Origin of the sequence: Afipia sp. DC4300-2b1 (genome assembly GCF_049895725.1) — a bacterium.
GTDB classification, from domain to species: Bacteria; Pseudomonadota; Alphaproteobacteria; order Rhizobiales; family Xanthobacteraceae; genus Afipia; species Afipia broomeae.
This window is the reverse complement of record NZ_JAFCSX010000002.1, coordinates 184949-208095: the sequence shown is the minus strand read 5'-3', so window position 1 is coordinate 208095 and position 23147 is coordinate 184949. Positions and strand designations below refer to the sequence as shown.

The 23147-nt window shown below is 62.5% G+C and carries 20 protein-coding genes and 1 other RNA gene; 13 read left to right on the top strand and 8 right to left on the bottom strand.

The genetic code is table 11. From position 1 onward, the window contains the following. Position 1 precedes the first annotated feature (1 nt). Positions 2-604: a chromate transporter gene (locus tag ACP7AL_RS07650; protein WP_425990340.1), complete on the bottom strand. Its 603-nt coding sequence runs from the start codon at positions 602-604 to the stop codon at positions 2-4. A gap of 143 nt (positions 605-747) precedes the next feature. Between ACP7AL_RS07650 and ssrA the strand changes: the two genes are divergently transcribed. The 6 genes from ssrA to ACP7AL_RS07620 all read left to right on the top strand — a co-directional run bounded on the left by ssrA (position 748) and on the right by ACP7AL_RS07620 (position 4683). Next, positions 748-1112, top strand: a transfer-messenger RNA (tmRNA) gene (gene ssrA, locus ACP7AL_RS07645). A gap of 186 nt (positions 1113-1298) precedes the next feature. Next, positions 1299-1802 carry an SspB family protein gene (locus tag ACP7AL_RS07640; protein ID WP_425990338.1) on the top strand — a complete coding sequence of 168 codons (504 nt, stop codon included), beginning with the start codon at positions 1299-1301 and terminating at the stop codon, positions 1800-1802. Positions 1803-1947: 145 nt separating this feature from the next. Next, positions 1948-3351, top strand: a complete 1404-nt coding sequence (gene fumC, locus ACP7AL_RS07635; RefSeq protein WP_425990336.1) for a class II fumarate hydratase — start codon at positions 1948-1950, stop codon at positions 3349-3351. A 261-nt stretch (positions 3352-3612) separates the two neighbouring features. After that, positions 3613-3801, top strand: coding sequence for a DUF4169 family protein (locus ACP7AL_RS07630; RefSeq protein ID WP_006021682.1), 189 nt, complete (start codon positions 3613-3615; stop codon positions 3799-3801). Further along, complete coding sequence (locus ACP7AL_RS07625) at positions 3798-4070, top strand: ribbon-helix-helix domain-containing protein (RefSeq protein ID WP_006021683.1); 273 nt, start codon at positions 3798-3800, stop codon at positions 4068-4070. The genes ACP7AL_RS07630 and ACP7AL_RS07625 overlap by 4 nt, the downstream gene beginning before the upstream one ends. 274 nt (positions 4071-4344) lie before the next feature. Then, the gene (locus tag ACP7AL_RS07620) at positions 4345-4683 is read left to right on the top strand and encodes a ribbon-helix-helix domain-containing protein (RefSeq protein ID WP_425990334.1); all 339 of its coding nucleotides are present in this window, start codon (positions 4345-4347) and stop codon (positions 4681-4683) included. Between the two features lie 8 nt (positions 4684-4691). Here ACP7AL_RS07620 and ACP7AL_RS07615 read toward each other — a convergent pair whose 3' ends face one another. After that, on the bottom strand, positions 4692-8336 hold the full coding sequence (locus ACP7AL_RS07615; protein WP_425990332.1) for an AsmA family protein: 3645 nt from the start codon (positions 8334-8336) through the stop codon (positions 4692-4694). 113 nt (positions 8337-8449) lie between these two features. Here ACP7AL_RS07615 and ACP7AL_RS07610 point away from each other — a divergent pair, with 113 nt between their 5' ends. Beyond that, positions 8450-9310 carry a class I SAM-dependent methyltransferase gene (locus tag ACP7AL_RS07610; RefSeq protein ID WP_425990330.1) on the top strand — a complete coding sequence of 287 codons (861 nt, stop codon included), beginning with the start codon at positions 8450-8452 and terminating at the stop codon, positions 9308-9310. A 9-nt stretch (positions 9311-9319) separates the two neighbouring features. On the opposite strand, the gene ACP7AL_RS07605 is transcribed toward ACP7AL_RS07610, so the two are convergent. Both ACP7AL_RS07605 and ACP7AL_RS07600 read right to left on the bottom strand, forming a co-directional pair. Further along, positions 9320-10144, bottom strand: a complete 825-nt coding sequence (locus ACP7AL_RS07605; RefSeq protein WP_425990328.1) for a 2-keto-4-pentenoate hydratase — start codon at positions 10142-10144, stop codon at positions 9320-9322. Next, a complete protein-coding gene (locus tag ACP7AL_RS07600) occupies positions 10141-11553 on the bottom strand; it encodes an FAD-binding oxidoreductase (protein WP_006021688.1) in 1413 nt (470 codons plus the stop codon). Before ACP7AL_RS07600 ends, ACP7AL_RS07605 begins: the two co-directional genes overlap by 4 nt. Positions 11554-11651: 98 nt before the next feature. Between ACP7AL_RS07600 and ACP7AL_RS07595 the strand changes: the two genes are divergently transcribed. Continuing rightward, entirely contained in the window at positions 11652-12170 is a 519-nt protein-coding gene (locus ACP7AL_RS07595) for a thioesterase family protein (protein WP_425990326.1), read from the top strand. A gap of 28 nt (positions 12171-12198) precedes the next feature. Here ACP7AL_RS07595 and ACP7AL_RS07590 read toward each other — a convergent pair whose 3' ends face one another. Then, a complete protein-coding gene (locus ACP7AL_RS07590; RefSeq protein ID WP_006021690.1) occupies positions 12199-12372 on the bottom strand; it encodes a DUF1328 domain-containing protein in 174 nt (57 codons plus the stop codon). A gap of 279 nt (positions 12373-12651) precedes the next feature. Between ACP7AL_RS07590 and ACP7AL_RS07585 the strand changes: the two genes are divergently transcribed. From ACP7AL_RS07585 to ACP7AL_RS07575, 3 genes are all read left to right on the top strand, one after another. Next, a complete protein-coding gene (locus tag ACP7AL_RS07585; RefSeq protein WP_425990324.1) occupies positions 12652-15225 on the top strand; it encodes an ATP-dependent helicase in 2574 nt (857 codons plus the stop codon). A 142-nt stretch (positions 15226-15367) separates the two neighbouring features. Next, positions 15368-16288: an ABC transporter ATP-binding protein gene (locus ACP7AL_RS07580; protein WP_425990322.1), complete on the top strand. Its 921-nt coding sequence runs from the start codon at positions 15368-15370 to the stop codon at positions 16286-16288. Further along, a complete protein-coding gene (locus ACP7AL_RS07575) occupies positions 16288-17049 on the top strand; it encodes an ABC transporter permease (RefSeq protein WP_425990320.1) in 762 nt (253 codons plus the stop codon). Before ACP7AL_RS07580 ends, ACP7AL_RS07575 begins: the two co-directional genes overlap by 1 nt. Before the next feature lie 58 nt (positions 17050-17107). On the opposite strand, the gene ACP7AL_RS07570 is transcribed toward ACP7AL_RS07575, so the two are convergent. Further along, positions 17108-17425, bottom strand: a complete 318-nt coding sequence (locus ACP7AL_RS07570; RefSeq protein WP_425990318.1) for a hypothetical protein — start codon at positions 17423-17425, stop codon at positions 17108-17110. A 215-nt stretch (positions 17426-17640) separates the two neighbouring features. Then, positions 17641-17964: a hypothetical protein gene (locus tag ACP7AL_RS07565; RefSeq protein WP_425990316.1), complete on the bottom strand. Its 324-nt coding sequence runs from the start codon at positions 17962-17964 to the stop codon at positions 17641-17643. 212 nt (positions 17965-18176) lie between these two features. Here ACP7AL_RS07565 and ACP7AL_RS07560 point away from each other — a divergent pair, with 212 nt between their 5' ends. Beyond that, positions 18177-18965, top strand: a complete 789-nt coding sequence (locus ACP7AL_RS07560; protein WP_425990314.1) for a L,D-transpeptidase — start codon at positions 18177-18179, stop codon at positions 18963-18965. 5 nt (positions 18966-18970) lie between these two features. On the opposite strand, the gene ACP7AL_RS07555 is transcribed toward ACP7AL_RS07560, so the two are convergent. Next, positions 18971-21247 carry a fused MFS/spermidine synthase gene (locus ACP7AL_RS07555; RefSeq protein WP_024920350.1) on the bottom strand — a complete coding sequence of 759 codons (2277 nt, stop codon included), beginning with the start codon at positions 21245-21247 and terminating at the stop codon, positions 18971-18973. 133 nt (positions 21248-21380) lie between these two features. On the opposite strand from ACP7AL_RS07555, the gene ACP7AL_RS07550 reads away from it, so the two are divergent. Continuing rightward, entirely contained in the window at positions 21381-22982 is a 1602-nt protein-coding gene (locus ACP7AL_RS07550; protein WP_425990311.1) for a phytoene desaturase family protein, read from the top strand. Positions 22983-23147: the final 165 nt, after the last annotated feature.

Genomic DNA, 23147 nt, shown 5'->3' with positions numbered 1-23147 from the left:
CTCACGATGACGCCTTCCTTCGTATCAGGAACGTCACGACAATGCTGAGCGGGATCGCTGTCAGCAGAACCGCCACCAGCGGCAACCGCAATACCCCGATCGCTATGAAAACGGCGGCGAGCAGCGCAAGCGCGGTAGGATCGCGCTTTTTCAGCAACGGCATCATCATGCGCAGGATAACCGCAAGGAAGAGTCCGACCGCAGCGCAGGACACGCCCGCCAGTGTGCGCTGCAACGCCGGAATCTCACCATAGCGCGCATAGATTGCGGCCAGCGCCGTAACAATCACCACCGGCGGTCCGACCAGCCCAAAGAAAGCGGCAATGCTTCCCGGGATTCCGCGAAAGCGCGCGCCGAACACCACGGACAGATTGACGATGTTCGGACCCGGGAGGAAATGACAGAGCGCGAACGCTTCGTTGAATTCTTCAGGCGTCATCCAGCGATGCTGCTCGACGATGGCGCGGCGCGCCCACACCAGTACCCCGCCGAAGCCCGCAAGCGACATCTTGGCGAACGCCACGAACAGTTCAAACAGTCCCGGCCGCTCCGGCGCGAAAGCATCAGGGGTCTGGGGAATCGCGGGAGCGGTCTCTTGAGACATGGCCCGATTTAGAATGGCCGCAGGCGGCGGCCAATCGATATTCCGGTGCGGGGCGCATGCGCTGGACGCGGATCAGGCGAAGTGCGCAACCTTGCAGTCCGTCCTGAAACCGTCCGCGCGCGCCATCCCGAAAGTGGAAACAAGGCCTTTTGTCGTTAGGGTTTGCCCCCTATATTGAGGGAGCCGGTTCGCCGGCTATGGAAATAAATGGCCGTCGTAATAAACCATTCGGACCCGGGGGCAGCACCCGGCGCCTCCACCAAAGCGTGGATTTCCCGACCAAAGGGCGGGTTTCGGCGGGGGCGAAACAGGATCGACGAGGGCGTAAAGGGCTCGCTTTTTCCCGGTATGGTTCCGCCGTTATCGGGCTATGCAATAGTTGCAAACGACAACTATGCTCCGGTTGCTCAGGCTGCGTAACGCAGTTTGAAAAACCAAGTCTAAAGTCCTAGGGGATTAAGCCCCTCTAGGCGGGGTTCGGAGGCACCTGGCAACAGAAGCCTCCACTTTCATCTTGTTGCATTCAATTTGTCAGGCGAATGCGTCGCAGCGCATGAGAATATCTGCGATCTGCCAAGCGCAGGTGCTGACCTGCGGGCCATGACCGGATAGCATGGATCGAATTTGCGAGTCGGAACGTTCACGTCTGACGACCTGAAATTCGACTAGCTACCTTTTCGACAGGACTACATTAATGGCGACCGATCATATTCGTTACGACGTTCTCGCGCGCGACGCCTTGCGCGGTGTACTGAAGCATGTGCTCGCGGACGCCGCCGAGCATGGCCTGCCTGGCGAACATCATTTCTACATCACGTTCCTGTCCAAGGCCGAAGGCGTGAAGATTTCCCCGCGCCTGCTGTCGCAATATCCGCAGGAAATGACCGTCATCCTTCAGCACCAGTTCTGGGATCTGGTCGTCACCGATGACCGATTCGAGGTTGGACTGTCGTTCAACGGAATTCCCGAGCGCCTGGTCATTCCGTTCAGCGCGATCAAGAGCTTTTTCGATCCGTCGGTGCAGTTCGGCTTGCAGTTCGAGCCCGTTGAGGAGGCCGCCGCGGCGGCCGACACGCCCACCGTGGAGACGCTGCCGGTCGCGGCTGCACCCGAAGCCCCTGCTGAAACGGACGGCGAGCCTGTCAAGCAGGGCGAAGGCGCCGAAGTCGTGCGGCTCGATCGCTTCCGCAAGAAGTAATCCGGCGCGCCCTCACCTCACGTCATCTTGAAGCTTTTCTAAATTCGGACACGCGTTTCCGCACATGCGGAAGCGCGCGGCGGTTGCTTCTGTTGGTTGCGAAGTCCTACACTTCGTCGTCCCCAAAACGCACCGGAAAAGCATCATGGCCGCCCAGAAGAAAACAACGCGCACCGAAACCGACACGTTCGGACCGATCGAAGTGCCGGCGGACCACTATTGGGGCGCACAGACCGAACGCTCGAAGCACAACTTCAAGATCGGCAATGAGCGCATGCCGATGCCGATCGTCCGCGCACTGGCGATCGTGAAGCTGGCATCGGCACAGACCAATCTTGAGCTCGGCCTGCTCGACCAGCGCCGCGCACGCGCCATCGTCCGCGCGGCTCGGGAAGTCATCGACGGCAAGCTCGATGACAACTTCCCGCTGGTGGTCTGGCAAACCGGCTCGGGCACGCAGTCAAACATGAACCTCAACGAGGTGATCGCCAATCGCGCCAGCGAATTGCTCGGCGGCCAGCCCGGCACCAAGAAGCCGGTGCATCCGAACGATCACGTCAACATGAGCCAGTCGTCGAACGACTCGTTTCCGACCGCGATGCATATCGCCGCCGCCGAGCGCATCACCCACGACCTCATCCCCGCACTGACTATCCTGCTGAAAGCGCTGCGCCAGAAAGAGAAAGCCTTCGCCAGGATCGTCAAGATCGGCCGCACCCATACCCAGGACGCGACGCCGCTGACGCTTGGCCAGGAATTCTCCGGTTACGCCGCGCAGGTCGAGAGCGGAATCGCGCGTATCCGCGCCGCCGCAAAGGATCTCTACCCGCTGGCGCAGGGCGGAACGGCGGTGGGGACCGGCCTTAACTCCAAGCCGCGGTTTGCCAAACTGTTCGCCAAACAGGTCGCCTCGCTCACCAAGCTGCCCTTCACCAGCGCGCAGAACAAGTTCGAGGCTCTAGCGTCGAACGACGCCTATGTGTTTGTGCACGGCGCGATCAATTCCATGGCCACCGGCCTGTTCAAGATCGCCAACGACATCCGGCTGCTCGGCTCTGGGCCGCGCTCCGGGCTCGGCGAACTGATTCTGCCCGAAAACGAACCGGGATCATCGATCATGCCCGGCAAGGTCAACCCGACTCAGTGCGAGGCGATGACCATGGTGTGTTGCCAGATCTTCGGCAATCAAACGGCGATCACCGTCGCCGGCAGCCAGGGCCACTTCGAACTCAACGTCTACAAGCCCGTGCTGGCGCATTGCATGCTGCAATCGATCCAGTTGATGGCGGATGTGGCGCGTTCGTTCACCGAACATTGCGTCGTCGGCATCCGCGCCGACGAAAAGCGCATCGACGAGTTGATGCGGCGCTCGCTGATGCTGGTGACGGCGCTGGCGCCGAAGATCGGCTACGACAATGCTGCGAAGGTCGCGAAGACTGCTCACGCGCGCGGCACGACGCTGAAGGAAGAAGCCGTGCGTCTCGGCTTCGTTTCGGAAGCTGAATTCGATCGGCTCGTGAAGCCCGACAGGATGACGCACCCCGGGTAGAGCGCGTCTTCACGTACATTAACTCGCTGTAACGTTCGGACATCTCGTCGCACCTTCTAAAGTCCTACGCCGATTGGCTACCATCTGCTACTTATCGCATGCTAACTTTTGGGAGCTGCGGCACTGCACGTGCATACCAAAACGAATAACTTTTAAACGGACTCGTGTGAGCAGCCTGCTCGGATGAGTCGCAGGACAGAACAAACCGCGCCGTTGCATGCCGCGCCTTTGTTGAACCTGTCCTGAAATAAAGGAGGCGTCATGGGCGACCTGGTCAACCTGAAACAAATCAAAAAGCGCATTGCGCGCGAACAAGCAGACAAGCAGGCGGAGACCAATCGCATTCGCTTCGGCCGCACCAAGGGCGAGCGTAGCCGCGACGAACAGCAGGCGCAGCGCGCCAGCGACATCCTCGATCACCACCGCATCGATGATGGGACGCCGGCATGAAATCCCCCGTCGTCAAAAGGTCGATCGTCGTCGCCGGCCACAAGACCAGCGTCAGCCTCGAAGAAGCCTTCTGGAATGGCATGAAGGAAATCGCATCGGTGCGGAACCTGACGCTGTCGGAACTCGTCGGTGAGATCGACGGCGGCCGGCAGCAGGGGAACCTGTCCTCCGCAATCCGCCTGTTCGTGCTGGATTACTTCCGCTCGCGAGCAATGCCTTCAGCGGGGAACGGCAGCAGCCGGATGCAGGCGGAAGATTCGCATCCGTAGTTTTGCGCACGGCCCGGCTACGATCCTGACTCCGTCATAGGTTTTCGCACGAATACCGCAGGTAACTGGTTTCAGTTACTATGTACCCGTGTCTCGAACCACATACCGTTTCGAGACCGGCTGCGGGGGCGGCCATTCAGTTTTCGCGGCAGCGATCTGTATTCTGATCCCGCGCAGTCCCGAGCGAACATCGGACCCAATGTGCCAGAGTTCCTCTGCGGCGAGACAGCGTCTCGCCGCGTGCGGACGCTTGGCCAAAGCGGAGGAAACTTCGATGCAGGACGACACGATGATGCGGGATACGGATGCTGCGGACAACATCCGGACCCGGGGCGTGAAAGAATTCGCGGTGGTCAAACGCTCTGTCGTGGTTGGCGGCCACAAGACCAGTGTCAGCCTTGAAGACGCATTCTGGACCAGCCTGAAGGACATCGCGACACGACGCGGCCTGCCGCTCTCGACCCAGATCGACGCCATCGATCGCACCCGCAAGACCAGCAACCTGTCGTCCGCGATTCGATTGTTCGTGCTGGATCACTTCCGCGCGCGCGCCGTCACATCAGTCTTCATCGGCGAACGGCAACCATCGCCGAGCATCGCGCCGACAAGCTAGAAATCGAATCAGAACGTCCCGGCGGGCGCCTGAGTCGCCGGCCGCTGCTTCGGCAGCCGCATGGCACCCGGCGCAGGTTTGATGTCGATCGGCGGCGGCAATGGCTGCACCAGCGGCCCTCCGCTCGGCGCGGGAGCAGGTTGCGGGACCGGCTGGACAGCCACAGGCGGTCGGGGAGACGCGGCCTTTGTTCCGGAATTCTTTCGACGCGGATCGCGAGTTGGAATCTTCACTTCCGACGGTGGAATCGGTTCCGCCTTCGGCAACTCCTCCTCCCACAGTTCGTCGGGTTCAGGCCCCGGCCCGACGCCACGCTCGAGTTGATCGAGCCGCCGCGTTTCGCGATCGATCGCACGCATGCCGAGCCAGGACGATAGCGCAGCAACGTCGACGGCACGCGCCAGCCGGTCCGGCGAACCATTCAGGTCAACGCGAATTTCGGGACGGCCCTGAATCGGGCGCGTGGTGACCGGCCACATCACCGCGCGGATGTCGGCCTGATCCGCCAGCAGGTCGTATCCCCCGGCAATCGCGACGCGGGCGCGCGCAGCGCCCAGCGTCGCTGCTTCGATCCGCAAGCGGCCATCCTTAATGGTGAAAGGAATCTGCGCCGACGGAACCTTCAACGCACCCGCCGCCAACACAGGCTCGACGATCTCCTTCAGCTTGAGATCGTCGGTCGCCTGCCCTCCGTCGCTGGCGCGAACGGCCACCTCGAACGCACGTGGATCGAGTCCGGGGATTCGCGCATCGGTCAGCGTTAGCGTGCCAGCGCCCGAGAGCGCACCGGTCAATCCGGCGGCGCTGCGCCCCTGGCCGGCCAGTGTCATTTGCAGCGCCACCTTCCCGTCCGGCACCGCAAGGCCGCGGTAGCGAAGCGCCGCGCCATCGACGCCGGCCAACTGCACCCGCGCATTGAACGATGTTCCCTGACCCGTTCCCTGCGCGGCCTGCCGCGCATCGAGATCGATCACTGCTTCACCGCCGCCGATGCCCGCTTTGACATTCTCCAGCACGAGGGATTGTCCGTCGCCCTTGATCGCGCCGCTGACAGGACGCAACTCTCCGCCTCCGGGCAACACCCCGCTCAAGGCCTGAAACGCGAGACGTCCGCGCCAGCCGCGCAACCATCCCCGGCCGAGCGGCGCCGAGGCATCACGTCCCATAGCTCCGAAGGCGACGCCGGTCACCGCCGCAAGATCGAGCGTGTCGAGACCGAGTTCACCGTCGACGCCGATCTCGTCACCACGGGTCAACACAAGCCGTCCGCGGATCCGCGACCCGCCCACGGTGGCGTCGAGATCGTCGAAGGTGAAGATGTTGCCCGCGACACCAAGACGCGACGACAGCGAAACGCCTGGCGCTGGCATGCTCCCACGTTGCAGATCGAACAGCGCGGCGAGATCGGCGCGGCGCACCGCGACGGTCAACGCGGCCGTCGGTTGGTCCGCCCATGGATTGCCGGTGCCTTGAATGTCGCCATCGACACCCGCCCCGGTCAGCTTGGCGTTCAATTGCAGCGGCGAACCCCAGACGCCGGCGACCGACGATTCAAATTGCGCGGGCCCATCACCCGGCGAAATGATCCGGTCCAGGCCGAGCGATGCCACGATGGTTGAAGTCTGGTTCGCCGTCAGGCTGGTTTCCAGATTGAATGGGTTGCCTCGCAACGCCGCAAGATCAAGCCCGCGCGCGAGATCGATGTTCGGAGATCCCTTTAGCGTGATCGTACCCTTGAGCTGCGGCGCTTCCAGATTGAACACAGCTTCCGCATCGGTGCGGCCGGAACGGTCCTTCGCCTTGCCAAGTGTGGCGGCCACCAGCATCACCGCCGATCCGGGCTCTTTCGGAACCGCCGCCAGTCGCTCCGCAAGCGCGGGGGCAAACGGGGAGAGAAGGCTTCCGACACGCTCCAGCGATGAGGCCGATGCGTACAGGCCAAGCTTGCCGCCGCCCTCGGTGCGATCGAACGATCCAGTCCCGCTGACGGCGAAATCACTGCTCGTGTTGCCGATCTCCACACGATCGAGCGTGAATTTTGTGGGACTGTAACTCAGACTGACAGCGACCGGGCGAACCGTCTCTCCCGCGAGCACGGCGCTCTCGGCATTGAGCGCGACTTGCCCTTCGTCCGGCCATCCGGATTGCGGACCGGCCAGCGCACCTGCAAGCGACGACATCGCGTCGAGATCGAGGCTCGCCGTATTCAGAGCAGCCTCGATCCGCGTCTTGCCGTTGGCGACATTCAACAGCGCGACGCGGCCCTCCATCGTGCCTCCATTGATGTCGGCCTTGATACCGTCCAGCGCGACCCGATCCGCCGCAAGCGTCGCATCGCCGCGCAGGCGCAGCGGCTTCTGATTGCGATACGCGGTGTCGCTGCGGCCCTGCAGCCATGCAGCCAGCACATCGGGGTCGGATGATTCAATATTGATCGGCCCGGTGAAACGCGCCGACGCTCCCGGCTGCGCAACGGTGCCGTTTGCCGAGACACGGGTCGCGCCCGGCGCGCGCATCTCGAACTTCCCGATGGTCCACGACTGTTCATCGCCGCGCAGTTCGACGGCAATATTCTGGAGTGGCCGCCCGCCGAGTGCGATCTGATCGGCACTGGCTTCGATCTGTGCTGGAAGCGGCATCACCGGCAGCGACGTGACCAGCGTCCGCAGCGCAGGAAGCAATCGCAGCGGCTCGGCGCTCGCTGCACCTCGGGTCAACAGACGGTCTGCATCGAGTTGCCGCGCCGACAGCGCGAGACGCAGCAACGGCGACGCGCCGAAGCGAATTTCCCCGCCGCCTGTCAGCCTCAGCGCATTGTCTTCGGGGCCATACGCCGCTTCGACCTGCTCGAACGTTGCCAACGACGGACTGGCTTTCACCCGCGATGTCATCCGCCACGGCTGTCCGGGCACCGCGGATTTGGCATCGGACGGCCGCGCCAGTGTCAGGCCACCTTCGAAATTCGGCACGGCATTGTCGAACGTCAGCACGCCATCGAGATCGGCCAGGAGCGGCCGCTCACCCGGCTCGGTGATAAAGCGCACACGCGTACCCTTGCCGTCGCTGCTCTGACCCGACGAGATGCGGAAGGGCGTCCGCGCACCGAGCAGCGTGAACGATCCATCTCCGCGCAGGCTGCTGGCCAGTGCGCGCACATCTCCGCTGAATTTGAGATCGTCGATCCGCAGCGTCTTGCCGCTGGACGCATCGTGCAGCGCGATCCGCCCGGCGACGTTCATCCGGTCGATGGCGAGCGAGCCGATATTGAAGCGGCCCGCCGTCGCCGGCCATTCGAAGCGGCCTTGATGATCGAGGCCGAGATCCAGTGCAAAATCCTCCAGCGACAGTTCGCTGGCCCGCCATTCGCCCCGCATCAGTGCGCCCAGGCTGAACTCGACGTCGAGCTTGCCGGCCCGGACCCTGGCAGGATCGCTGTCGCCGCCGATGGCGACCGATCGCAGCCGCAGCGTCGGCGTCGGCAGCAGCAGGGCGTCCAGTTTGCCGGCGACGCGCACCGGCGCACCGACAATACGGGATGCTTCCGTCTCGAATTGCGAGCGGAACTGGTTCCAGTCGACGAAATACGGGCCGACCAGCGCCGCAATCAGCGCAAGGATGAAAGCGATGGCCAGTCCGAGCAGCGTGGTCTGCAAGGTCTTTCCTCAGTGGGATCGGACACCGGATGGCACGAATATTGAACCTGTGTGTGGGTTAGAATACTAAGTTTAACAGGCTCCGTTCACAACCCTGTAACCCAGTGGGGAAAATGTCCGAAAAAATTGCGCGGCCCGCGGAAAGAACAGGCGCTTCGCCCGAGGCGATCATGTCGCATTACGACATGGGCAATGACTTTTTCCGGCTCGTGCTTGATCCGGAGATGATCTACTCGTGCGCGCTGTTCGAGGACGGCGACGATCTAGTCACGGCACAGCGCCGCAAACTCGATCACCATATCGAAGCCGCCGGTGCAGCGAACGCCGCGCGGGTTCTCGACATCGGCTGCGGATGGGGCGCGATGCTCCGGCGGCTGGTCGACCATGCCGGTGTCGCCCATGCAGTCGGCCTGACGCTCAGCCCGTCCCAGGCTGCCTGGATCCGCGACGGCAAGAATCCAAAAATCGAAGTGCTGGAGCAGGACTGGCGCGACCACAAGCCTGAACGCCGATACGACGCCATCATTTCGGTCGGCGCGTTCGAGCATTTCGTCCAGAAGGGACTCGATCCGGCGGCCAAGCTCAAATCCTATCGCGAATTTTTCGCGTACTGCGACAGCGTGCTGGCGATCAACGGAAAAGTGTCGCTGCAAACCATCGCCTATTCCGAACGGACCAAGGTTCAGCCGCTGCTGGACAAGACCTTCCCGGAAAGCGATCTGCCGCTGGAATGGGAGCCAATCGCGGCCGCCGAAGGCACGTTCAGTCTGATCGCCGCGCGCAACGACGCCGATCACTATTACCGGACGCTGGTAATGTGGGAACAGAACCTGCTCGCCAACTACGATAAAGCGGTAGAGCTTGTCGGCAAGTCGAACACCGACGAATTCCGCCGCTACCTGCGCATGTCGGCCGGCGGCTTCCGGGCCGGGATGGTCAGCCTGATGCGTTACAGTTTCCGGAAAAAATACTGATCGCCGGCTTCAACCGAAGGCGACGCTGATACTTCCGAGCGGTATACCCGAGACTGTCGTTGTCCAAGTCTCACCCGGCTTGATTGGCAGCGCACGCGTCAGCGTGCCCGTTGTGACGATTTCTCCCGCCGCGAGGCCCGGGTTCACGTCATCCTTTGACAGCACATCGACGAAATGGCGCAAGGCCGACAGTGGGCCCCCAAGCACATTGCGCGCATGGCCACGATCCACGACATTGCCGTTACAGGCGAGTTCGACGTCGAACTCCGAAAGCTGCTTCATCCATGCCTCGGCGTTGCCGGACACCTGATGCCGCTCGCCGATGAGCATTGCGCCGTGCAGGCCGAAGGCGGCTACCGTATCGGACGCGGCAAACTTCCAGTCGGGATAGATCGATTGCACGATCTCGTAACCGAGCGCCACCCAGCCGATACAGGACAGCAGGCCGCGCTCGTCCATCGCAGCATCAGGCACAGCCGACAAACCGAAGACGATTTCAGGTTCGATCCGCGGGTCGGTCAGTTCCGCAAGAGAGACTAACCCGCCGGTGTCGCTCAGATTGCGAATGGTGCGGTCGTACATGTAGCCCCAGATCGGGCCGCTCACATTGTACTGCGCCCAGATCGTGCTGTTGGTGAAACCGATCTTGCGGCCCAGTACCTTTTCGCCTCGCGCCTCGCGCATCTGCCGGACGATCGGCGTGACCTTGTAGGCCTCGTCCAGACCGAAGGCCGGATCGCGCGACGAGAACGGCGAAATCTGTCGCCCCTGACCGAGTACCGACAACGCCTCGGCAGCGACGCTCTTCTCATCCAGGGCCATGGTCCCGGTCATGACGGCAGAATCTTTCCGGGGTTCAGAATGTTGTGCGGATCGAGCGCGGCTTTGAGCGCGCGCATCGCCTGCACGGCTTCGGGCCCGAGTTCTGTTTCCAGATACTGCTGCTTGCCCTGCCCGATGCCATGTTCGCCGGTGCAGGTGCCGCCCATGGCCAAAGCCCGCTCGACCAGACGATGCAGAAATCCATCCGCGCGCTGCATTTCGTCGGGGTCGCTGACATCGACCAGCATCGAGCAATGAAAATTGCCGTCACCGACATGACCGACGATCGGCGAGATCAAGCCGACCGTTTCGAGATCCTTCTCTGTTTCGACCACGCATTCGGCCAGCCGGGAGATCGGCACGCAAACATCCGTCGCCACCGCCTGCGCACCGGGGCGAAGCCCGCGCACGGCCCAGTAGGCGTCATGCCGCGCCTGCCACAGCCGGGTGCGGTCCTCCGGGCGTGTCGCCCATTCGAATCCACCGCCACCGCATTCCTTCGCGATCTCACCGAACATTGCTGACTGCTCGGCCACGTCGGCTTCGGTGCCGTGGAATTCCAGCAGCAGCAGCGGCGTCTCAGGCAAGGTTAGCTTTGAATACGCGTTGCAGGCCTTCACCTGCGCGGCGTTCAACAGTTCGATACGCGCCACAGGAATTCCGGTCTGGATCGCGAGAATGGTGGCGTCGCACGCGCCCTTGACCGTCTCGAACGAGCAGGCACCGGCGGCGATACTTTGGGGAATGCCGCGCAGCTTGAGTGTAATCTCGGAAATGATGCCGAGCGTGCCCTCCGCACCGATAAACAGGTGAGTGAGATCGTAGCCCGCCGAAGATTTCTTGGCGCGCGTGCCGGTGGTGATGATCTCGCCGTCGGCACGCACGATCTTCAGTGCCAGAATATTGTCCTTCATGGTGCCGTAGCGCACGGCGTTGGTGCCCGACGCGCGGGTCGATGCCATACCGCCGATCGATGCGTCGGCACCGGGATCGATCGGGAAAAACAGACCCTGATCGCGCAGATGTTCGTTGAGCGCCTTGCGCGTCACACCCGGCTCGATCACGCAATCGAGATCGTCAGCATGCACCGCAAGAATGCGATTCATCTCCCGCAGATCGATGCAGACGCCGCCGGCCGGCGCGTTGACCTGCCCTTCCAGCGAGGTGCCGGTGCCGAACGGGATCACCGGAACTCGGTGCTTCGCGCAGATCCGCACCACATCCTGGATGTCTTCCGTGGTCCGCGCCATCACCACCGCATCCGGCGGCTGCATCGGCAACCAGGTGGTGGTATGGGCATGCTGCTCGCGCACCGCCTGCGACGTGATCAGATTATTGCCGAACCGCGCGGCAAGCGCTTCGATGGCGCCGGAGAGCGCGGATGCTGCGGGACGTGTCAGGGCTGCGTTGGAAAAGGCCACGGTCGCTCGTTTCTTCTTTTGATCCGGATATGGCGCGGACCGTGGCAAAGGATATATAGCGGGTCAAGAGAGAGGGCCGACGCCAACCGGGAATTGAGATGACATCAAGCACGCCTCAGAAAAACAATGCGCCGCAACATATCGCTGCGCCGTTCCTGACCACGGTGATGCAGATCGAGCCGCAATGGATCGACTACAACGGCCATCTCAACATGGCTTACTACAATGTGCTGTTCGACCGCGGCATCGATCAGATGTGGCTCGAACTCGGAATCGGCCCCGACTACATGAAGACACGTCACGGATCGACTTTCACCGCCGAAGCGCATGTACGATACCTGCGCGAGGTGCATCTGGGCGATCCGGTGCAGGTGTCGGTTTATCTGATCGAAGCGGACGACAAGCGCATCCACACCTTCGAGGAGCTACGCCACGCGACTGAAGGCTGGCTCTCGGCAACGTCCGAAAACATGACGCTTCATGTGGACATCAACGCACGCAAAACCGCGCCATTTCCTGCTGACATCGCTGCGCGCATCCGCCACGTCGTCACGGCGCATGGCACTGTCGCACGGCCCGATGGCATTGGCCGGCGCATCACCATGCCGGCCAAATGACGCCACCGCGCCGCTGTCTGTCGTCACATCACGGACCGCTGCTGCGGCGGGCAAGGCCCACCACCGCCGAGATCACGAACAGGATCAGGGCAACGAAGAAAACAATCTTGGCAAGCTCGATCGACGCGCCCGCGATGCCGCCAAAGCCCAAAAGAGCCGCGACCAGCGCGATAATCAGAAATGTAACCACCCAACTCATCATGACACGCTCCTGCGTTTCGTTCGGGGAGCGGCGAGCGCTCCTGCTGCAAAACCAATCCGCCAGACGCGCCCGGGTTCCAGCCCGGTGCCATTGCTTGGAAGGTCAAAAAATCCAGCCGAAATGGAACAAAAATGGGCGGGACAGCCTCCGCGCCGGCCTGTTTGCGGGGAAATCAACGGTGTCAGGCGAGCCCAATCATGCCTATATGTCCCCGTACCCTGATATGAAGCCTCCCCTTTCGGGCGTCGCGATGCCATCGTGACGGCAAAGACGAATCGCATGACCGAACCGAACAAGCTGCCGCCGTCAGACCTGTCCCGCGACGTGCCGAGCCACCAGCCTGCCGCTGGCGGAATCGCTGCGCGGGCGCGCGCGTCGGCTGCACCGCAATATCTGAGCGCGCTCAATCCCGAGCAGCGGGAGGCCGTGGAAACGCTCGACGGGCCAGTCCTCGTTCTGGCCGGTGCGGGCACCGGCAAAACGCGGGTCCTGACGTCGCGTATTGCGCATATTCTCTCGACCGGCCGCGCACGGCCGCACGAAATCCTCTCCGTCACCTTCACAAACAAGGCGGCGCGCGAGATGAAGCACCGCCTCGGCCAGATGCTCGGCCAGGCGGTGGAGGGCATGCCGTGGCTCGGAACATTCCATTCCATCGGCGGACGCATCCTGCGCTATCACGCCGAACTGGTGCAGTTGAAATCCAATTTCACCGTGCTCGATGTCGACGACCAGATCCGTCTGCTGAAGCAGTTGCTGCAAGCCGAGAACATCGACGACAAGCGCTGGCCCGCACGCATGCTGGCCGGACTGATCGACGGCTGGAAAAACCGCGGGCTGACGCCATCGCAGGTGCCGGCGGGTGAAGCCGCCGTGTTCGGCAACGGCAAGGGCGGCAAGCTCTACGCGAGCTATCAGGAGCGGCTGAAGATTCTCAATGCAGCGGACTTCGGCGATCTGCTGCTGGAGAACATCCGCCTGTTCCGCGAGCACCCCGACGTGCTGCGGCAGTATCAGCAGCGCTTCAAGTACATCCTGGTGGACGAATATCAGGACACCAACGTCGCGCAGTATCTCTGGCTGCGGCTGCTGGCGCAGGCGCCGTCCTCCTTCACCTCGCCCCGTTCTTCACGGGGAGAGGCCGATGCGCATAGCGCATCGGGTGAGGGGCTAATTTCCAGTTCATCGCATGAAGATGCCCCTCACCCCACCCCTCTCCCCGCAAGCGGGGAGAGGGAGAAGGTGCAGAGCATCCCCGTGATCGCCGCACCGAAGAACATCTGCTGTGTCGGCGACGACGATCAGTCGATCTATGGCTGGCGCGGCGCGGAGGTCGACAACATTCTGCGCTTCGAACACGACTTCCCTGGCGCGAAGGTCATTCGCCTCGAGCGCAACTACCGCTCGACCGGTCACATCCTCGCGGCCGCTTCGCACCTGATCGCGTACAACGAAGGCCGCCTCGGGAAAACGCTCCGCACCGAGGATGAGGACGGCGAGAAGGTCACTGTTACCGGCGCATGGGATTCGGAAGAAGAAGCCCGCGGCATCGGCGAGGAGATCGAGCAGCTTCAGCGCGCTGGCCAGAAGCTGAATGAAATTGCGATTCTCGTGCGCGCCTCGTTTCAGATGCGTGAGTTTGAAGACCGTTTCGTCACGCTTGGCCTGCCCTATCGCGTGATCGGCGGCCCGCGCTTCTACGAGCGCGCCGAAATCCGCGATGCGCTGGCCTATTTGCGCGTGATCAATTCGCCCGCCGACGATCTCGCCTTCGAGCGCATCGTCAACGTGCCGAAACGCGGCCTCGGCGACGCCACCGTGCAGATGCTGCACGATGTCGCCCGCAGACGCCGCATCCCGCTGACGGAAGCTGCCCGCGCGGTGATCGAGACCGACGAGCTGAAGCCGAAGGCGCGCGGCAGCCTGCGCGACGTCATGACCAATTTCGACCGCTGGCGCGCGCAACGCGACATCGTCCCGCACACGCAGCTTGCCGAGATTGTCCTGGATGAATCCGGCTACACCGAGATGTGGCAGAAGGACCGGTCCGCCGACGCCGCGGGCCGCCTCGACAACCTGAAAGAACTCGTGCGCTCGATGGAAGAGTTCGAGAACCTGCAAGGTTTCCTCGAACACATCTCGCTGGTAATGGACCGCGAGGGCGGCGCCGACGACGACGCCGTGTCCCTGATGACACTGCACTCGGCCAAGGGACTGGAGTTCGACAACGTGTTCCTCCCGGGCTGGGAAGAGGGCCTGTTTCCGAGCCAGCGCACGCTCGACGAGCAGGGCCGCGCGGGCCTCGAAGAAGAACGCCGCCTCGCCCATGTCGGCATTACGCGCGCACGCAAGCGCGCCATGCTCTACTTTGCCACCAACCGGCGCATCCATGGCTCATGGACCACCACCATTCCATCGCGCTTCCTCGATGAACTCCCGACGGCCAATGTCGAGATCACCGAAAGCAAGGGCGGCTCTGGATGGGGCGGCGCTGGCGGTTACGGCGCATCGCGCTTCGACAACGTGGAATCGTTCGGCTCGACTTACACGACGCCTGGCTGGCAACGCGCACAGGCCAATCGCGCCCGCAGCGGCGGCAAGGGATTTGATGAGACCGGAGCACGCTACGACTCCGGTTCGCGCGGCAGCTTCAGCCGCAAGGCGACCGTGATCGAAGGCGAACTGATCGCCAAGTCCACCGGCACCAATTCCGAATTCTCGCTCGGCGACCGCGTGTTCCACCAGAAGTTCGGCTACGGCAATGTCGCTAGGGTGGACGGCAACAAGCTCACCATTGCCTTTGAAAAGGCCGGTGAGAAGAAGGTCGTCGACAGTTTCGTGACAAAGGCATAGCCGTTGCGCCCACGGCGCATGACAAATTTTAATTCGTCGCAATAGAATTTTGATACGCGTAGCTGCCCCCCGATAGTTATAATGCATTGCGCAGGCGCGTGCGCGCGCCTATGTCATGCTCCCGCCTCGACAGATTGCCCCCATGTCTCCCATCATCTCCGTTGCCAACGTCTCGAAAACCTATGCGTCCGGATTCACCGCGCTGAAGAATATCAATCTCGATATTCGCCGCGGCGAGATCTTCGCGCTGCTCGGCCCGAACGGCGCCGGCAAGACCACGCTCATCAGCGTGATCTGCGGTCTCGCGGTCCAGACCGCAGGCACGGTGACGGTCGATGGGCACGATATCGTCAAGGATTACCGCGCCGCCCGCTCGCTGATCGGACTGGTGCCGCAGGAGCTACATACCGACGCATGGGAATCGCCGTGGTCGACCGCCTCGTTCAGCCGCGGCCTGTTCGGCAAGCCGAGCAACCCCGCACATATCGAGAAAGTGCTCAAGGAGCTCTCGCTCTGGGACAAGCGAAAGAGCCAGATCATCACGCTCTCCGGCGGTATGAAACGCCGCGTGATGATTGCCAAGGCGCTGGCACATGAGCCGCAGATCCTGTTTCTCGACGAGCCGACGGCTGGCGTCGATGTCGAACTGCGCAAGGCGATGTGGGAGGTCGTGCGCGGACTGCGCGACGCCGGCGTCACCATCATTCTCACCACGCACTACATCGAGGAAGCCGAGGAGATGGCCGACCGCGTCGGCGTCATCAACAAGGGTGAGATCGTGCTGGTCGAGGAGAAGGCCAAGCTGATGCAGAAGCTCGGCAGAAAGCAGCTCAAGCTGCATCTGCAGGAGAAGCTCGCCGCAATCCCTGCCGCCCTCGCCGCGCATGATCTCGAACTGTCACCGGACGGCGATGAACTGATTTACACCTACGACACCAAGGGCGAGCGCACCGGCATCACGGCGCTGTTGAACGACCTCAATGCGTCCGGTGTCCGTTTCAACGATCTCAACACCACCCAAAGCTCGCTCGAAGAAATCTTCGTTAGTCTGGTGCACCAATAATGAACCTGTATGCCATTCGCGCGATCTACAAATTCGAAATGGCGCGCACCTTCCGCACGCTGCTGCAGAGCGTCGTCTCGCCGGTGATCTCGACGTCGCTGTACTTCGTGGTGTTCGGCTCGGCGATCGGTTCGCGCATTACGGAGATCGACGGCGTCAGCTACGGTACTTTCATTGTGCCGGGCCTCATCATGCTGTCGCTGCTGACCCAGAGCATCGCCAATGCGTCGTTCGCGATCTACTTTCCGAAATTCACCGGCACGGTCTACGAATTGCTCTCCGCGCCGGTCTCATCGTTCGAGGCCGTGGTCGGCTATGTCGGCGCCGCGGCGACCAAGTCGATCATCCTCGGGCTCATCATTCTCGCGACCGCAGGCCTGTTCGTGCCGCTGAAGATCGCGCACCCGTTCATGATGCTGACCTTCCTGGTGCTGACGTCGGTGACGTTCAGCCTGTTCGGGTTCATCATCGGCATCTGGGCCGACGGCTTCGAGAAATTGCAGGTGATCCCGTTGCTGGTGATCACGCCGCTGACCTTTCTCGGCGGCAGTTTCTATTCGATCCACATGCTCCCGCCGTTCTGGCAGACCGTGACGCTGTTCAACCCGGTGGTCTATCTGGTCAGCGGTTTCCGCTGGAGCTTCTTCGAGATCGCCGACGTCAGCGTCGCTGTCAGCCTCGTTATGACGCTGGGCTTTCTCGCGCTGTGCATGATCGTGGTGTGGTGGATTTTCCGCACCGGTTATCGGCTCAAGACCTGACCCCAAACGAAATACGCCCCGCAAGCGGGGCGTATAGGAAATCGGTCGTGCGGCCCGCTTAGTTCGGGCGCCAGTTTCCGTTGCTGTCGTAATAGCCGCTCGGGCCTGTGCCCGGAGGCGGAGGCACCGTCGCCGGCTGCACGGCATTGCTCACACCGGTGCCGACCACATTGAGCGTGCCGGCCACCGCGCCGACACCTGCACCGAGCGCGCCGCCGACGAGACCGCCGACCGGTCCGGCCGCGGTCTTTCCCTGATACGTGCCCTGTGCCGCGCCGCTGATGGCACCGTTGATGGGATCCTGCTGCTGAGCGGCAGCAGGCACTGCCAGAAACGCCAGCACCAAAATGGATATGAACGAAGCTGCAATTTTCATGTGAGGAAACCTCCCTGCCCGGCCGACTCCCGGCCCGCCCTGAAGCAAATCAGCAGTGCTGAGGTTGCGTCAGGTTTGGGAGAAACACAATGCGCGACTGTGGTGTCTCTCGAGCATTTCTCATCTCAAATTCGGCCCCAAGGCCCGAAGCCATCGGCACATAAAAATGGCGCATCCATTTCTGAACGCGCCATTTGAAATGATCTTACATCAGGTTAGCGATAACGCCTGTGATGGCGATAGTGGCGGCTGCGATAGTGCCGGCTGCGATAGCTGCGGCGGTTGTCGATGCCGAGCACGCCGTTCACGCCTCCAACGACACCGCCGACGCCCGCCCCGACCGCGCCGCCGACAACACCGCCGACAGGCCCTGCCGCGCGATTGCCCCGGTAAACACCTTCATTTGCGCCGCCTTCCATGCCTCTGAAAACGCCTTGCGCATGCGCCGCAATCGGCAATGCAAGGATCGCCAAAGCCGCTGCGATAAATGTGAAGCGGCGATGCGCCGCGGTAAACATGAACAAAGCCTCAGTCTTCATCGTGAAAGTCTCCATGAGCGGCCGAATTCTGACCAGTCGTGCAACGTCTTAACCGCCGGAAAGTTGCGTCAAGTTTGGCGAAAAGACGCCACAAACGTGCGCCGTTCACGAAACTGTATGGCCGCTTCCATCAACCTTAAGACGAAGACACTGTTAAAAAAGCCGCTTTCCATGCTTTATTGAGAGGGAGGGGTAGAGACGAGGCAACAGTCATGCGTGCGGTATTGATTTCACTTACTGGTTTGATGCTGCTTTCCGGCAGCGCGGCGCAGGCTGCCGTGTCCATTCTCGTCGACAAAGACGCGCAGCAGATGACCGTCTCGGTCAACGGCGTGACGAAGTACACCTGGCCCGTCTCCAGCGGAAATCCCTCGCACGAAACACCCAACGGCAGCTTCAAGACCTTCCGCATGGAGGAAGATCATTATTCGAAGGAATTCGACGAAGCGCCGATGCCGAATGCGATCTTCTTCACCAAGCAGGGCCACGCCATCCACGGCACCGACGCGGTGAGCCGTCTCGGCACCCCGGCGTCACACGGCTGTGTGCGGCTGTCGCGCGCCAATGCGCTGAAGCTCTGGGACCTGGTCAAGGCCGAAGGGCTGCTCACCACCACAGTCACTCTGACGGGATCGTCGCGGGTCGCGCTCGCACGCAATCCGAAGCCGCGCACCAATGTCGCGACCACGCGCGGCGACGTCGATGCGTATGGCCGGCCGTTGCAGATCGCGCCCGGTCAGCAGGAGGCTTACAGCGAAGACCTCAACGCCAACACACGCGCACGCCAGATCACGCCCGACCGCGCCTATCGCGATCCGTCCTATCCGCAGGATCAGGCTTACTACGGCCCCAGTGATGCGGGACCGATGCAGCGCCGCATCTACCAGCAGCGCGGCTATCCGCAGGGTTACGCACAACAGGGCTATTACGAACAGGACGCACGTTACCAGCAGCCGCGATCTCCCAATCCGCGTGGCGGATATTACTACTACGCGGACTGAGTGAGCTATTCGTCGGGATTCCTGAGCCTGCGCCACACTGCGCCAAGTACGTTGGAATAGTCGTCGGTCCAGACCCGCTGGCCTTCGGTGGCTTCCGTCAGCACCCACTTCTCGTCCGACGCGATCTTGCCGACGTCCGCCTCTTCATGCGCCGAGATCACGACATTGGTCGTGAAGATGTATTCGCCGTCACGTCCGGAATCCTCATTGAAGACCCAGCTCTTGAGATCATTTTCCTCGGCAATGCCGACGACAACGCTCGCGAGTTCGAGATGCCGGTTGGAAACATGCATCACCACCGCACCCTGCGGCGCGAGCTTGGCCTTGTAGATCGCCATTGCTTCTTCGGTGGCCAGATGAATCGGAATTGCGTCCGATGAATAGGCATCGACGATGATGAGGTCGTAGGTCCCGTCCTTCTCCTTGGCGAAGGTCAGCCGCGCGTCGCCGATCACCGGCTTCATGTTGGGATCGCACGCGTTCACGTAGTTGAAATATTTTGGATCGCGCGCGGTATCGACCATGGTCTGGTCGATCTCGAAATACTTCCAGTCCTCGCCGGGCTGCGAGTGGCAGGCGAGCGTGCCCGCGCCGAGACCGATCACCGCGACGCGGATCGGACCGCCCTTGCGCTCGCGGATGGCGGCGATGGCGCGGCCCATGCCGCCGTCCTTGTGATAGTAGCTGATCGGTTCCGGCCGGCCCTTCACCGGCGAGCCGTCGTCTTCCAGAAATTTCTCTGCGCCGTGAATCGTCGTGCCGTGCATAAGCACGTGGTACTGGCCGTTCGAGGTCACCACGATCTTGTGGACGCCGAAGAAGCTGCGCACCGTCTCGACGCGTCCGTCATCGGCGGGATAGACCCGGATCAGGATCAACCCCAGCACCACCAGTGCGGTGATTTGCCAGCGGTTGATCTTCCACAGCACCGCAAGCACCACCATGACAAAAGCCACGCCGGCGACCAGCCAGATCCTGTTGGTCTCGAACAACCCGGACGTGCCCCCTTCCCTGAACGACAGTCCGATCAGGGCGAGCGCGGCAACAGCCGCGAGACCCCACAGCGCAAAGCCGCCGCGGGCGATGGATGTCTCCGCGGGGCGGCATAGCGCGGCCAGCGCCAGCAGAATCGGATACTCCGCAATCCACGAGAACGTGTAGGGCGCGATCAGGCCGGCGAACAAACCGCCGACCATGCCGCCGAACGACAATGCAACGTAGAAGCCGGTGAGATACTGAGCCGCCGGACGCGTGCGCGCCAGCTCGCCATGGCAGGCCATGGCGATGATGAAGAAGCAAAGCAGATGGCCGCCGAGTGTCGCCAGCAGGTTCTGCTCGCCGCCGACCACCAGCAGAACCATGACGCCGGCAATCGCGAACGGCTGCAACGACAGCATCAGATCATGCGGCAGCAGCGGACGCGACTGGAACACCAGCACCCAGGTCAGCAGATACAGCGACAACGGCAGCACCCACAGTAGCGGGGCTGCAGCAACGTCGGTGGAGATATGCGCCGTGACCGCGATCAGCAGACCCGACGGAACCGCTGCAAGGAATATCCAGCGCAGCCGCATCGGCCACGTCGGCGCCGGCGCGTCGCCTTCGCTGGCGCTGACCGCGGCGACCGTCATCGGCGGGGAGCGAAGCAGCAGCACGCCGCATGCCGCGATCAGCACGATCAGCAGCGCATAGCCGCCGGTCCAGATCAGGTTCTGGGTCCGCAGCGAGAACATCGGTTCCAGCAGCACGGGATAGGACAGCAGCGCGAGGAAGCTTCCGATGTTCGACGATGCGTAGAGAAAATACGGATCGGGACCGTCAGGATGCCCGGTGCGGACGAACCAGGCCTGCAACATCGGATTGTTGGCGGCGAGCGCGAAAAACGGCAGCCCGATCGAGACCGCGAACAAGCCCAGCAGCCAGAATGCGTAGCCGCTGGCCGGCGGTTCGCCCCACCCGCCCGCGATCGACAGCGGCAATGTGAGCAGCGCGACCGCCAGCAGTACAAGGTGAATAACCACCGGCGCGGTCCGGCTTTTCAGCGTCATCAGGTAATGCGCGTAGGCGTAGCCGCCGAGCAGCAGCGACTGGAAGAACACCATCGCCACCGACCAGACCGCGGGCGATCCGCCGAGCCGGGGCAGCACCATCTTCGTGAACAGCGGCTGCACCGAAAACAGCAGCAGGGCACTGGTGAAGATCGCGGCGGTATAGACCACCAGGACAAGCGTATTCCTCGCGCCGGTGGACTGGCTCGCGGTATCGGACGGCACTGAAATCATGGAAGCTCCGGGACAGTTTCCGGCAAATCACCGGACGCGGCGCGGAGTGGAGCATAGCCTTCACAAGCGGGCAATAACATGCGCGTGACAGAAATCACTCGCACGTGACGCGCCCCGCGATTATGACTGAGCCATGTCGGATTACGATGCACTCATCATCGGTGCAGGCCATAACGGCCTGACCTGCGCGGCCTATCTCGCGATGAATGGCCTGCGCGTGAAGGTGGTGGATCGCCGCAAGGTGGTCGGCGGCGCGGCAGTGACCGAGGAATTCCATCCCGGTTTCCGCAATTCGGTGGCCGCCTACACGGTCAGCCTGCTCAATCCGAAGGTCATTGCGGACCTGCAATTGCATCGCCACGGCCTGCGGATCGTGGAGCGCCGCGCGCAGAACTTTCTGCCCGCGCCGGACGGACGCTATCTGCTGACCGGCGACGGCCGCACACATCAATCGATCGCAAAATTCAGCGAACGGGATGCGTTGCAAATCGACGAGTTCAATCGCGAACTGGAAACCATTGCCGACGTGCTGCGCGCGTTTGTGCTCCGCGCGCCCCCGAATATCGTCGAAGGCTTCGGCCTCCACGCGATCCGCGAAGCTATCAACGCGGCCGGCACCGCCAACATCCTGCGCAGGTTGACGCTGGAGAGCCAGCGCACCCTGCTCGACCTGTTCACCCGCTCTGCGGGGGACATGCTCGATGACCGCTTCGAGAGCGATCTGGTCAAGGCGCTGTTCGGCTTCGACGCTATCGTCGGCAACTATGCCAGCCCCTACGCGGCGGGTTCGGCCTACGTCATGCTGCATCACGCGTTCGGAGAGGTGAACGGCCGGAAGGGGCTGTGGGGCCACGCCATCGGCGGCATGGGGGCGATCACGCAGGCGATGGCTGCGGCCGCGCGCGCCCATGGGGCGCAGATCGAGACCGATGCCGGGGTCCGCGAGGTGATCGTCGAGAACGACCGCGCCATTGGGGTGATCCTGGACAACGGCCAAACGGTCCGCGCAAGCTATATCGTGTCCGGCGTCAATCCGAAGCTGCTGTACACCGGGCTGATCCCGGCGGACGCATTGCCGAAGCCGTTCCTCGACCGAATCACGAACTGGCGCAACGGCTCGGGGACCTTCCGGATGAACGTGGCGCTGTCGGCGCTGCCCTCGTTCAAGGCGCTGCCCGGCCCTGGCGACCATCTCACCGCCGGCATCATCCTCGCGCCGAGCCTCGGCTACATGGACCGCGCCTGGCTCGAGGCCCGCCAACATGGCTGGAGCCGCGAGCCGGTGGTCGAGGTGCTGATCCCCTCCACGCTCGATGACTCGCTGGCCCCGTCCGGCAAGCATGTCGCCAGTCTGTTCTGTCAGCATGTCGCGCCTCAGCTTCCGGGTGGCCGGTCCTGGGACGATCATCGCGACGAGGTTGCCGACCTGATGATCGCCACCGTGGATCGCTACGCTCCGGGATTTGCCCGCAGCGTCATCGAGCGGCAGGTGCTGTCGCCGCTCGATCTCGAACGGGAATTCGGGTTGCTCGGCGGCGACATTTTCCATGGCGCGCTGTCGCTCAACCAGTTGTTCTCGGCCCGCCCGATGCTCGGCCACGCAGACTATCGGGGACCTCTCAAGGGGCTTTATCACTGCGGCTCGGGCGCCCATCCCGGTGGCGGCGTGACCGGTGCACCGGGGCACAACGCCGCCCAGGTGATTCTGAAAGATCATCAAGGATTATTCACTTGAAGTGGCCCGCACGGCTGTTGAAAAGCTGTGGGTAAGCCTGTGGATAACCTGTGGAATTCCGTATGGTTAAAGCTTCACTAACGTGTGGAAAACTCTGGTTAAGAACCTGTGAAGAACCTGGTCCCTGCACGCCCCTAACCTGTGGACAGACTGTGGGGAAATAGG

Coding starts and splice junctions, on each gene's coding strand:
- ACP7AL_RS07650 (WP_425990340.1), bottom strand. CDS start 604: ATGTCTCAAGAGACCGCTCCCGCGATTCCCCAGACCCCTGATGCTTTC.
- ACP7AL_RS07640 (WP_425990338.1), top strand. CDS start 1,299: ATGGCGACCGATCATATTCGTTACGACGTTCTCGCGCGCGACGCCTTG.
- fumC (WP_425990336.1), top strand. CDS start 1,948: ATGGCCGCCCAGAAGAAAACAACGCGCACCGAAACCGACACGTTCGGA.
- ACP7AL_RS07630 (WP_006021682.1), top strand. CDS start 3,613: ATGGGCGACCTGGTCAACCTGAAACAAATCAAAAAGCGCATTGCGCGC.
- ACP7AL_RS07625 (WP_006021683.1), top strand. CDS start 3,798: ATGAAATCCCCCGTCGTCAAAAGGTCGATCGTCGTCGCCGGCCACAAG.
- ACP7AL_RS07620 (WP_425990334.1), top strand. CDS start 4,345: ATGCAGGACGACACGATGATGCGGGATACGGATGCTGCGGACAACATC.
- ACP7AL_RS07610 (WP_425990330.1), top strand. CDS start 8,450: ATGTCCGAAAAAATTGCGCGGCCCGCGGAAAGAACAGGCGCTTCGCCC.
- ACP7AL_RS07605 (WP_425990328.1), bottom strand. CDS start 10,144: ATGACCGGGACCATGGCCCTGGATGAGAAGAGCGTCGCTGCCGAGGCG.
- ACP7AL_RS07595 (WP_425990326.1), top strand. CDS start 11,652: ATGACATCAAGCACGCCTCAGAAAAACAATGCGCCGCAACATATCGCT.
- ACP7AL_RS07590 (WP_006021690.1), bottom strand. CDS start 12,372: ATGATGAGTTGGGTGGTTACATTTCTGATTATCGCGCTGGTCGCGGCT.
- ACP7AL_RS07585 (WP_425990324.1), top strand. CDS start 12,652: ATGACCGAACCGAACAAGCTGCCGCCGTCAGACCTGTCCCGCGACGTG.
- ACP7AL_RS07580 (WP_425990322.1), top strand. CDS start 15,368: ATGTCTCCCATCATCTCCGTTGCCAACGTCTCGAAAACCTATGCGTCC.
- ACP7AL_RS07575 (WP_425990320.1), top strand. CDS start 16,288: ATGAACCTGTATGCCATTCGCGCGATCTACAAATTCGAAATGGCGCGC.
- ACP7AL_RS07570 (WP_425990318.1), bottom strand. CDS start 17,425: ATGAAAATTGCAGCTTCGTTCATATCCATTTTGGTGCTGGCGTTTCTG.
- ACP7AL_RS07565 (WP_425990316.1), bottom strand. CDS start 17,964: ATGAAGACTGAGGCTTTGTTCATGTTTACCGCGGCGCATCGCCGCTTC.
- ACP7AL_RS07560 (WP_425990314.1), top strand. CDS start 18,177: ATGCGTGCGGTATTGATTTCACTTACTGGTTTGATGCTGCTTTCCGGC.
- ACP7AL_RS07555 (WP_024920350.1), bottom strand. CDS start 21,247: ATGATTTCAGTGCCGTCCGATACCGCGAGCCAGTCCACCGGCGCGAGG.
- ACP7AL_RS07550 (WP_425990311.1), top strand. CDS start 21,381: ATGTCGGATTACGATGCACTCATCATCGGTGCAGGCCATAACGGCCTG.